Source organism: Clostridium thermobutyricum DSM 4928 (assembly GCF_002050515.1).
GTDB classification, from domain to species: domain Bacteria; phylum Bacillota; class Clostridia; order Clostridiales; family Clostridiaceae; genus Clostridium; species Clostridium thermobutyricum.
The window spans coordinates 70039-81272 of record NZ_LTAY01000070.1; the positions used below are offsets into that span (position 1 = coordinate 70039).

At 27.3% G+C, this 11234-nt stretch carries 13 protein-coding genes; 12 read left to right on the forward strand and 1 reads right to left on the reverse strand.

What is annotated here, in order from left to right:
• Window positions 1–13: 13 nt before the first annotated feature.
• The 8 genes from CLTHE_RS12840 to CLTHE_RS12875 all read left to right on the forward strand — a co-directional run bounded on the left by CLTHE_RS12840 (window position 14) and on the right by CLTHE_RS12875 (window position 6829).
• Window positions 14–814, forward strand: a complete 801-nt coding sequence (locus CLTHE_RS12840) for an energy-coupling factor transporter transmembrane component T family protein (RefSeq protein ID WP_080023803.1) — start codon at window positions 14–16, stop codon at window positions 812–814.
• A complete protein-coding gene (gene truA, locus CLTHE_RS12845) occupies window positions 814–1548 on the forward strand; it encodes a tRNA pseudouridine(38-40) synthase TruA (RefSeq protein WP_080023804.1) in 735 nt (244 codons plus the stop codon). The genes CLTHE_RS12840 and truA overlap by 1 nt, the downstream gene beginning before the upstream one ends.
• A gap of 168 nt (window positions 1549–1716) precedes the next feature.
• A complete protein-coding gene (rplM, locus tag CLTHE_RS12850) occupies window positions 1717–2151 on the forward strand; it encodes a 50S ribosomal protein L13 (protein WP_002598868.1) in 435 nt (144 codons plus the stop codon).
• 30 nt (window positions 2152–2181) lie between these two features.
• Window positions 2182–2574: a 30S ribosomal protein S9 gene (gene rpsI, locus CLTHE_RS12855; RefSeq protein ID WP_002598867.1), complete on the forward strand. Its 393-nt coding sequence runs from the start codon at window positions 2182–2184 to the stop codon at window positions 2572–2574.
• A 301-nt stretch (window positions 2575–2875) separates the two neighbouring features.
• Entirely contained in the window at window positions 2876–4495 is a 1620-nt protein-coding gene (locus tag CLTHE_RS12860; protein WP_423237266.1) for a Na/Pi cotransporter family protein, read from the forward strand.
• 107 nt (window positions 4496–4602) lie between these two features.
• On the forward strand, window positions 4603–5286 hold the full coding sequence (locus CLTHE_RS12865; protein WP_080023805.1) for an N-acetylmuramoyl-L-alanine amidase: 684 nt from the start codon (window positions 4603–4605) through the stop codon (window positions 5284–5286).
• A 131-nt stretch (window positions 5287–5417) separates the two neighbouring features.
• Window positions 5418–6260, forward strand: coding sequence for a fumarate hydratase (locus tag CLTHE_RS12870; protein ID WP_080023806.1), 843 nt, complete (start codon window positions 5418–5420; stop codon window positions 6258–6260).
• Window positions 6261–6271: 11 nt separating this feature from the next.
• Entirely contained in the window at window positions 6272–6829 is a 558-nt protein-coding gene (locus tag CLTHE_RS12875) for a Fe-S-containing hydro-lyase (protein ID WP_080023807.1), read from the forward strand.
• A 42-nt stretch (window positions 6830–6871) separates the two neighbouring features.
• On the opposite strand, the gene CLTHE_RS12880 is transcribed toward CLTHE_RS12875, so the two are convergent.
• Complete coding sequence (locus CLTHE_RS12880) at window positions 6872–7729, reverse strand: YitT family protein (RefSeq protein WP_002598862.1); 858 nt, start codon at window positions 7727–7729, stop codon at window positions 6872–6874.
• A 221-nt stretch (window positions 7730–7950) separates the two neighbouring features.
• Between CLTHE_RS12880 and CLTHE_RS16790 the strand changes: the two genes are divergently transcribed.
• The 4 genes from CLTHE_RS16790 (at window position 7951) to CLTHE_RS12895 (ending at window position 11175) form a co-directional block, all read left to right on the forward strand.
• Window positions 7951–8115: a hypothetical protein gene (locus CLTHE_RS16790; protein ID WP_158082735.1), complete on the forward strand. Its 165-nt coding sequence runs from the start codon at window positions 7951–7953 to the stop codon at window positions 8113–8115.
• A 114-nt stretch (window positions 8116–8229) separates the two neighbouring features.
• The gene (locus tag CLTHE_RS12885; RefSeq protein WP_002598860.1) at window positions 8230–8913 is read left to right on the forward strand and encodes a response regulator transcription factor; all 684 of its coding nucleotides are present in this window, start codon (window positions 8230–8232) and stop codon (window positions 8911–8913) included.
• Complete coding sequence (locus CLTHE_RS16555; RefSeq protein ID WP_143324080.1) at window positions 8891–10819, forward strand: sensor histidine kinase; 1929 nt, start codon at window positions 8891–8893, stop codon at window positions 10817–10819. The genes CLTHE_RS12885 and CLTHE_RS16555 overlap by 23 nt, the downstream gene beginning before the upstream one ends.
• Window positions 10819–11175, forward strand: coding sequence for an arsenate reductase family protein (locus tag CLTHE_RS12895; RefSeq protein ID WP_080023808.1), 357 nt, complete (start codon window positions 10819–10821; stop codon window positions 11173–11175). The genes CLTHE_RS16555 and CLTHE_RS12895 overlap by 1 nt, the downstream gene beginning before the upstream one ends.
• Window positions 11176–11234 lie beyond the last annotated feature (59 nt).

An 11234-nucleotide genomic window follows, 5' to 3' on the forward strand; every position in this document is an offset into this window, starting at 1 on the left:
GGGAGAAAGATTTGTGATAAAGGATATAACAATAGGACAATATATTCCTGGAGAGAGTTTTGTCCATAAATTAGACCCAAGAACTAAAATAATAATATCAATATTATTTATTGCAGTATTATTTGTTATAAATAAATTTGTTGGATATATCTTTGTTGTAGCTTTTTTAGCAGCTATAATAATAAATTCAAAAGTACCGATTAATTTTATATTAAAAGGACTTAAACCAGTTATATTTTTGGTAATTTTGACATCAGTTCTTAATATTTTTATGATAAAAGGTACTCCAAATAGTTTATTATTTCATTTTAAGTTTATAAGTATATATAAAGAAGGACTTGTAACAGCTGGTTTTATGGCATTAAGATTAATTTTCTTAGTTGCAGGTACATCTCTTTTAACTTTAACAACATCACCAATAGAATTAACTGATGGTATGGAATACTTATTAAGACCAATAGGAAAGGAATTATCACATGAGCTTGCCATGATGATGACGATAGCTCTTAGATTTATTCCTACATTAATAGATGAAACTGATAAAATAATGAAAGCACAAAAAGCAAGAGGAGCTGATTTTGATACAGGAGGTATTATAAAGAAAGCAAAAAGCCTCGTGCCTTTATTGATTCCACTTTTCATAAGTTCGTTTAGACGTGCTGATGAACTTGCTATGGCAATGGAATCAAGATGTTATAGGGGTGGAAGTGGAAGAACTAGAATGAAGAAGCTTATGTTTACTAATAAAGATATTATAGCCACTATAATATTTATAATTTTATTTGCAATAAGTATAGGTGTGAGGTTTATATAATGAGAAATATAAAGTTAACTATTGAATATGATGGTACACTTTACTCAGGATGGCAGAAGCAAAATAATGCAAAAACTATACAAGAAACTATTGAGAAAGCCTTAAGTAAAATACTTAAGGCTGAAGTTTCTATTACAGGAAGTTCTAGAACAGATTCAGGTGTGCATGCAAAAGGAATGGTTGCTAACTTTTTTACTGATTCTAGAATACCTGCAGAAAAGTTTAGAGAGGCTATAAATACAAAGTTGCCTGATGATATAGCTATAATAAAATCAGAAGAGGTAGATTTAGAGTTTCATGCTAGATATTTAAGTAAAGGGAAAACATATTGTTATACTATTATTAATAGATATGAGAAAGTAGCTCTTTATAAAAATTATAGTCATCATGTAAGAGAAAAATTAGATTTGGAGCTTATGAATAAATGTTGTAAGATGTTTATTGGAAAGCATGATTTTTCAGCTTTTAAGACGGTAGGAAGCTCTGTAAAGACATCTGTGAGAACTATAAGTGATTTACATATAGAAAAAGAAGATGATTTTATAAAAATTTATGTAACAGCTGATGGTTTTTTATATAATATGGTAAGAATAATAGTAGGAACTTTAATTGAAGTTGGCCAAAATAAACGTAGCATTGAAACTGTTAAAAAGGCTATAAATAGTTGTAATAGAGAAGATGCAGGGTACTGTGTTCCGCCAAATGGATTAATATTAGAAAAAGTTTATTATTAATTAAAAAAAATAATAGAAATTTATTGACACGCCCGTAAGCGTGTATTATAATAATGTATGTTTGTTAGAATATTTATGTATTAGAGATCCAATAAACCTGGATCTTGACATAAATGCGGAACTTTAAAAAGTAAAGCACACAATGTAAGTTCAGGGAGGGAAATGAAGATGAAATCATACATTGCAAAAGCACAAGACGTTCAAAGAAATTGGTATGTTATTGACGCTGCTGGTAAGCCACTAGGAAGAGTTGCTAGCCAAGTTGCTTCAATACTAAGAGGAAAAAATAAACCAACATTTACACCAAATGTTGACTGTGGAGATTTCGTAATAGTTATCAACGCAGAAAAAGTTGTTTTAACTGGTAAGAAGTTAGATCAAAAAATGTTAAGAAAACACAGCTTATATGCTGGTGGATTAAAAGAAACTCCATACAGAGAAGTATTAGAAAAGAAACCTGAATTCGCTTTTGAAGAAGCTGTAAGAAGAATGCTTCCAAGCGGTGTTTTAGGAAGAAAAATGTTAAAGAAACTAAATGTGTACAGAGGTGAAGAGCACAATCATGCAGCTCAAAAACCAGAAGTACTTGAGTTAAAATACTAATTTGAAAGACGCTCGGGAGGAGGAGTTATAATGGCAAAAGTTCAATACATGGGAACTGGTAGAAGAAAAAAATCAGTTGCAAGAGTAAGACTAGTACCTGGAAATGGTAAAGTAGTTATAAATAAAAGAGACAGTGAAAATTATTTTGGTTTAGAAACTTTAAGAGTTATAGTTAACCAACCATTAGTTTTAACTGGAACTAAAGAAAAATTTGACGTATTAGTTAACGTTCACGGTGGTGGATTCACAGGTCAAGCTGGAGCTATCAGACACGGAATAGCTAGAGCGTTAGTTAAATCAGACGAAGCTTTAAAATCAGAATTAAAGAAAGCTGGATTCTTAACAAGAGACCCAAGAATGGTTGAAAGAAAGAAATACGGTCTTAAAAAAGCAAGAAGAGCTCCACAATTCTCAAAAAGATAATTTGTTGGACTCAAGAAAAAGAGAGCATATTATATATGCTCTTTTTTTATGAGTTTTAGGATTATATAAATTAATGGTTAATAAATAAGTATAATATTTATTATGTAAAATTCTAAAAAACTTATTTTTTCAAGAATATAAATCTAAAAATGTAAAATAAAGTATTCTTATGTTAAATCTAAGTTAAAAATATTCCTAAATTATTAACAAAAGTTAATAAATAATGTACAATCTAAGTATATTAAATGAACAAGAAATGATTGTTTTAATAAATAGGAATATAATCTTGGAGGAGATATTTGTGAATTCTACAATTATGACAATAATAACTTTAATGGGTGGATTAGGATTATTCATCTATGGAATGAAATTAATGGGAGATGGTCTTGAAAATGCGGCAGGAGAAGGATTAAAAAAGATACTTGAAAAAGTAACTTCTAATCCTATAGTTGCAGTATTAGTCGGAGCAGCGGTAACAGCGGTTGTACAAAGTAGTAGTGCAACTACAGTAATGGTTGTTGGGTTTGTTAATGCAGGATTAATGAATCTTTCACAAGCAGTAGGAATTATAATGGGAGCTAATATTGGGACAACTATTACTGCTCAATTAGTTGCATTTAAATTAGATACTATTGCACCTATATTTGTTTTTGCTGGAACAGCATTAGTAATGTTTGCAAAAGCTAAAAAAAGAAAAGAGATTGGAAACATAGTGTTAGGATTCGGTATCTTATTCATGGGAATGGGAATTATGAGTGGAGCCGTTAAACCTTTAGCTTCATCACCAGTATTTGCTCAAATTTTAGCACAAGTTTCAGAGCATTGGTGGATAGGAGTTATATCAGGAGCAGCAATTACAGCTATTTTACAAAGTTCATCAGCTACAACTGGTATTTTAATAGCTCTTGCAGGTTCAGGTGTACTTAATATAGGAATGGCACTTCCAATATTATTTGGATGTAATATTGGGACATGTATTACAGCTATGATAGCTACAGTAGGAACTAATAAAACAGCTCATAAAGCAGCATTATTACATTTAATATTCAATGTTGGTGGTACAATAATATTCTTACCTTTCTTAAGCATTTTAGGAATGTTAGTTACAAAAATGAGTCCTGGAGATGTTGAAAGACAAATTGCAAATTCACATACTGTATTCAATATTGTAAATACTTTAGTTATGTTACCACTTAGAAATTACTTGATAATTGCAGTTAATAAATTAGTTCCTGGAGAAGATGAGATAGAAAAAATAGGTCCTAAATATATAGATGATAGATTATTAGAAACTCCAGTTATTGCAGCTGGACAAGTTATAAAAGAAACTATTAGAATGGCTAATAAAGCTAAAGATAATTTACAAATTTCAATGAATGCTTTTATTAGAGAAGATTCTGATTTAATTAAAAAAGTTCATGAAAATGAACAAATAATAAATGTTTTAGAAGAATCAATAACTAGTTACTTAGTTAAACTTTCTAAATGTCAATTATCAGATAAAGAAAAAGGTATAGTAGCATCAACATTCCATATAGTAAATGATATAGAGAGAATAGGTGATCATGCTAAAAATTTAGTTGAGTTAGCTGCTCAAAAGATAGATGATAAAATTGAATATAGCGAAGATGCGATTCAAGATTTAAAGGAAATATATGATTATACTAATACAGCTCTTCAAATATCAATAGATAGTTATGAAAATAGAGATGTAAAGAAAGCAACAACAATATTACCTATAGAGGATAAAATAAATAAAGCACAAAGAAGCTATAGAGATAAACATATAAAAAGATTATATGATGGAAAATGTAATGCATATGCTGGAGCAATATTCCTAGATGCTATAAGTAACTTTGAAAGAATAGGTGATCATGCTACAAATATTGCTGAGAGTGTTATTGAAAATAATGCAGTATAGAATATAGTAAATTTAAGACATATTGGCTAAAAGTCAATATGTCTTTTTTGAATTAAAAAATATATATCTTCACATAATAAGTATATTAAAAGTTATAGGAGGAATATATGAATAATTTTAAAGGAAAAATATTTATATTGGTATTGACTATTTCTTTAGCATTAGGTATTAAAGTATTTGCAAATGAAATTAATTTTGAAAAGAATGAAGATACTAATTTACAAAAAGTAATTTTAATTGATCCAGGACATGGAGGAAGTGATGGAGGAGCTCGTTCTAATAGTGGAGTTCAAGAAAAAGATATAAATTTACAAATATCACTTAAATTAAAAAAGAAATTAGAGGAAAGAGGATATAAATCATTTTTGACACGAGAAAGTGATATGGAATTAGCTCCTAAAAAGAAAGATGATTTAGAGTTAAGATGTAAAAAGAAAGATGAAGTAAAGAGTGATGTATTTATTTCTATTCACCAAAATAAATTTGGGCAAGAAAGCTGTTGGGGTTCACAAATATGGCATGCAAGTAATGACAAAAGTAAATTGTTAGCTGAAAAAATTCAATCTTCAATTAAAGAAAATTTACAAAATAAAAATGAAAGAGTACCTAAAGATGCGAAAAAAGCTTTTAAAATTTTAAGAGATGGAAATAAAGAAGCCAATATAATATTAGAGTGTGGATTTATTTCAAATTATAAAGAAGAAAAGAATTTACAAAATCAAGATTATCAAAATAAATTAGTAGAAGCAATTATAAAAGGAATAGATGAATATTTTAAGGTAAGTAAATAATTATTTAAGAGTTTGAGTTTAATTATAGAGATTAAATTTAAACTCTTTTTAATTTGCATAAAAGATTAAATACTTGTAAAAATAGGATAAAGTTACTAAACTATAGTTATAACATATAAGGAGTGAATTAAATGAGAGAGATAAGTGTTAATTTAATTAAGGATAAAATAAGAGATTTATGTATAGATGCAAATTATTTTTTGGGAGATGATATAAAAGATTCTCTTATACACTTTAAAAATAATGAAAAAAGTGAAATAGGTAAAGATATTTTAGGAAATATAATAGAAAATGCAAAGATAGCAAAAGAAGAGCAGCTTCCAATATGTCAGGATACTGGGGTTGCTTGTGTATTTTTAGAAATAGGACAAGATGTTCATTTAATAGACGGAAATTTAGAAGAAGCAATAAATTCTGGAGTTAGAGAGGGATATGAAAAAGGATATTTGAGAAAATCTGTAGTTAAAGACCCTATAAATAGAATTAATACAAATGATAATACACCTGCTATGATATATTATGATATAGTTCCAGGTGATAGAGTTAAAATAACAGTTGCACCAAAAGGATTTGGTTCAGAGAATATGAGTAAATTAGCTATGTTAAAACCTTCTGATGGGTTAGAAGGGGTTAAAGATTTCATATTAAAAGTTGTAGAAGAGGCAGGACCTAATCCATGTCCTCCAATGGTTGTGGGTGTAGGAATAGGAGGAACTTTTGATAAAGCAGCTTATTTAGCTAAGAAAGCTCTTTTAAGACCAGTAAATGAAGAAAATAAAAATGAGTTTTATGCAAATTTAGAAAAAGAATTACTAGAAAAAATAAATGATCTAGGAATAGGTCCACAAGGATTTGGTGGATTAACTACAGCTATTGGAATAAATATAGAGGTATATCCTACTCATATAGCAGGATTGCCTGTAGCAGTTAATATAAATTGTCATGCAACAAGACATAAGGATTGTATAATATAGGAGGGAATATTATGATAAAGAGAATAAGTACACCTTTAACTGATGAAAAAGTTAAAGATTTAAAAGTAGGGGATTCTATATTATTAAGTGGGGTTATATATACAGCAAGAGATGCAGCACATAAAAGATTAGTTGAACTTTTAGATGAAGGAAAGGAATTGCCAATAGATATAAAAGATTCAATAATATATTTTGTAGGACCTTCTCCAACTAAACCAGGATATGCAATTGGTTCAGCAGGGCCAACTACAAGTTATAGAATGGATGCATATTCTCCAAGATTATTAGATTTAGGTCTTAAAGGAATGATTGGAAAAGGAAAAAGAAATAAAGATGTAATATGTTCTATGATAAAGAATACAGCAGTTTATTTTGGAGCTATAGGTGGAGCAGCAGCTCTTATAGCTAGAAGTATAACTAAATGTGATATAGTTGCTTATGAAGATTTAGGAGCAGAAGCAATTAGAAGATTAGAAATAAAAGATATGCCATTAACTGTTGTTATTGATTCAGAGGGAAATAATTTATATGAAATAGGAAGAAAAGAATATTTAAGTTCTTTAAAATAAAAAAATGATGAAAAAGTAAATTTACTTTTTCATCATTTTTATTTATATATTTCTAAACCCTTTTCCTTTAACTTCTGATATATCCATAATTGTTATAAAAGCACGTTCATCTACGGCATATATCTTATTTTTAAGGTTTAACATTTCTCTAGTTGTAACTATACAATATAGCATTTTTTTCTTTTTATGAGTGTATTCACCTTCAGCAGGAAGTGAAGTTACACCTCTATTTAAATCTTTAAGAACATAATCTATAATTTCGTCGTCCTTATCAGTCAATATAAGTAACAGTTTTTTACTGTTAAGTCCTTTTAGAACTTTATCTAAAACTAATCCTTGTACGAATATTGAGAGTAAAGTGTATAGGGCTTTTGGAAGACCAAATATTACAGCACCTATAATTACAATTATACAATTTAAAATAAATCCTAATTTTCCAATTTCAAAATTTGAATATTTTTTTCTAATTAACATAGTTATTATATCTGTTCCACCAGTAGAACCATTTCTTAAAAAAACAATTCCATAACCAGCACCACATAATGCACCACCATATAGACAATAAAGTAAAACATCATTTACTCTAATAACATTAGATAATGGTTTTGTTATTATAAGTGCAGCAGATAATGAAAGCATTCCTATACCTGAATATAAAGTAAAGGATGGACTTAGTTTTTTAAAACTAACAATAAATAATGGAACATTAAGTAAAAATACTACAATACCTGCTGGAACATTAGATAAATATTGAATTATTAAGGCTATTCCAGTAGCTCCTCCACTAAGTAATTTAGCATGTGTCAAAAATAAATTTACCCCTAATGAAGCAATTAGACATCCTAAAAATATAAAAATAACATCTAAGATGAATGTCTTGCTTTTTAATATTGTTTTCATAAAAATCTCCTATTATGTACATATAATTCAAAGTTAATTATATAGAAAAAGTAAATTAAAGTTAAACTTTAAAAATGGCTAAATCTGACGATATTTAGTTAAATTTTATTGATACATAGGATTAATGATATAAAACTCCCAAGTTTTATTAAATGATATGAATTAAATGAATAATCATGTTAAAATTAATAAAGAAAAACTAGTATTATATGGAGGATAAAATGTTTAGATTTAATTTACCTGGAAATCCTAGAATAAAGAAAATAATTTTAATTATTTTAGTGATAATAGTATTAGGAATACTTTTTAATTTTTATAAGACTAATAAGCAAGATAAAAGTAACAACAATAAAATTAATATAGAAACTCAAATAAATTCTAAATAACATTATAAATAAAAAATTTATAAAAATAAGATTAATAGTTAAGAATTTTGTAACAAAACTAGATATTAATTTTAAAAAAATTAAGTTAAGATAAATAAGGAGGGAGATGATAATATGTTTAATATATTAGTTGTTGATGATGAAAAAGAAATAAGAGATGCTATAAATATTTACCTAAGAGGTGAAAAGCTACAAGTCTATAATGCAAGTAATGGACTAGAAGCTTTAGATATAATCGAAGAAAAAAATATACATCTAGTTATTTTAGACATAATGATGCCTAAAATGGATGGTATAGAAACTTGTCAAAGAATTAGAGAAAATCATAACATACCAATAATTATGTTATCAGCCAAAGGTGAGGATTCAGATAAAATTTTAGGATTAAATGTTGGTGCAGATGATTATATAACAAAACCATTTAATCATTTAGAATTAGTTGCAAGAGTTAAATCTCAACTTAGAAGATATGAGAGTCCTTTATCAATAGATAGTAAAGACTTTATAAAAGTAAGAGATTTAGAAATAGATACAGTTGCTAAAAAAATTACTGTAAGAGATGAAGAGATTAAAGTTACAGCAACAGAATATAAAATTCTAGTTTTATTAGCTTCAAATCTTGGAAGAGTTTTTTCAATAAAAGAGATATATGAAAAGGTTTGGGAAGAGCCATTTTATAAAAGTGAAAATACAGTTACAGTTCATATAAGAAGAATTAGAGAGAAGATAGAAATAAATACCAAAGAACCAGAGTATATAAAGGTGGTATGGGGAATTGGATACAAAATTGAAAAATAGCGTAAAAAGGTATTTTAAAACATTATGGCTAGTAGAAATATTATTACTTATTATTTTATCAGTAGTTAATGTAGAGATAGTTATAAATTACATAGGAAGTCCATCAACACAGGATGGTACAGGAGCTATAAATGCAATTGTCAATAGAAATAGTTTTTATGAAAGTTCGCTTAAAAATGATGTAAAAATAATTAGTCAAGATATTTACAATAAAACTGATAGTTTAAGTAAGTTATTAACAGATTCTAATATACAAATAGAATCAATGAGAGCAATGCTTTATAGCGATAATTTTTATACAAATACAGATCCGAATTCTAATGTTACAGGAACTAGTGGAAATAATATTCAAACAGTCCCAAATAATATATTCTTTGTAATTAGAGATAAATCTAATGGAAGAATTTTTTCAAATGATCCATTCTTACAAGGTACAGATAAATTAAGTGAAAAAGAAATGTATGATGCAATCAGTGAAAAATACAGAGGACAAAAAGTTGTTATATATAGTTGTAACAATGTGAATTTATATAATAAAAGTGTTCAAGAAGGATTAGTAACATATTCAACAAAAGTATTAAAGCAATTTGAAGAGGTTTATTATACTCCACAATCAACTTTTGCAGCAAATGTTGATGATGCAATTGATGATTTAATATTCTTTGGAATTAGTTTAGCAGTAAATATTATATTATTAATAAAATTAATAGTTGTATTTACAAATTCAAAAGGAAAAATTGAAATTAGCGGAAATTTTGTTGGGGATATGTTCTATATATTTAAATATGCATTTAAATATACAGGACCTAGAAGAACATTAATTACTAGCATAATTGCAAGTATAATATTCTATATAGTTTATTTATATCTATTGGCAATAGGTGGAATACAAAATAACATAATAGCTAAGTTTTTTACTGCGTATCCTTTTAAAGGAAGTATATTATTAGTTTTAATGCCAATGATAGGAGTTATGTATTCTGTAAAAAGAAACATAGAAATTGGAATGGTTAAGGATTCACTAAAAATAATAAATGATGGTAACTTCGAACATTCTGTTAGAGAAGTTGGTGGAGTTGAGATAAAGGAGCTTATAAGGAATATAAATAAGATGAAAGATGGATATAACATAGCTGTTGAAGAAGCTTTATATAACGAAAAATTAAAGACAGAACTTATATCTAATGTATCTCATGATTTAAAGACACCTTTAACTTCAATTATAAATTATGTAAATATACTTCAAGATAAAAGGATTTCTCCTGAAGAGAGGGAAGAATATCTAAAAATATTAGAAAGAAAATCTAGTAAGTTAAAAAGACTTATAGAAGACCTTTTTGAAGTTTCTAAAATAAATTCAGGAAAAATAGTATTAGATAAGGTAAAAATAGATATAACAGCCCTTATATATCAAGTTATAGGAGAGTATTCATCACTTTATGAAGAAAAACATATAGAATTTAAAGTTGAATGCAAAGAAGATGAAATAATAATGGATCTTGATGGAATTATGATATCAAGAGTTATAGAAAATATAGTAATAAATTCATTAAAGTATTCTCTTGAAGGTACTAGAGTTTATGCATCTATAATAAAAGAAGATAATGGTGTCTTAATATCATTTAAAAATGTTGCAAATTATGAAATGGATTTTGATGAAAATGAAATGTTTGAAAGATTTGCAAGAGCTGATAAATCAAGAACATCTACTATAGAAGGTTCAGGGCTTGGTCTTGCTATAACAAAAAGTATAGTAGACCTTCATAATGGAACAACAAGAATAAAGAGAGATGGAGATTTATTTAAAATTTATGTATTCTTACCTTTTGCAGATGAAACAGATGAGTTTATAAATAAGATAAACGAAGAAAGAGTTGCAAAAAAACTAAAAAAGGAGGAGAAGTAATGAAGGTTTTATTTATTGAATATCCAAAATGTACAACATGTAAGAGAGCTAAAAAGTGGTTAACTGAAAATGGTATAGATTTTGAAGATAGAGATATAAAGGAAAATAATCCAAGTAAAGAAGAATTAAAAGGATGGCTAGATAAGAGTGGTTTAGAAATAAAAAAATTCTTCAATACAAGTGGGGTCCTTTATAGAGAACAAGGAATGAAAGATAAAGTTAAAACTTTATCAGAAGATGAGCTTTTAGATATATTAGCATCAGATGGAATGATGGTAAAAAGACCTATAGTAGTAACAGAAAGTTCTGTTTTAGTAGGTTTTAAAGAAACTGAATGGGAAGAAAAATTAAAATAGTTTTAGAAGAGGACTTTACTAAAAAATTTAGTAAGGTCCTTTTTATGATTTATAAAAAA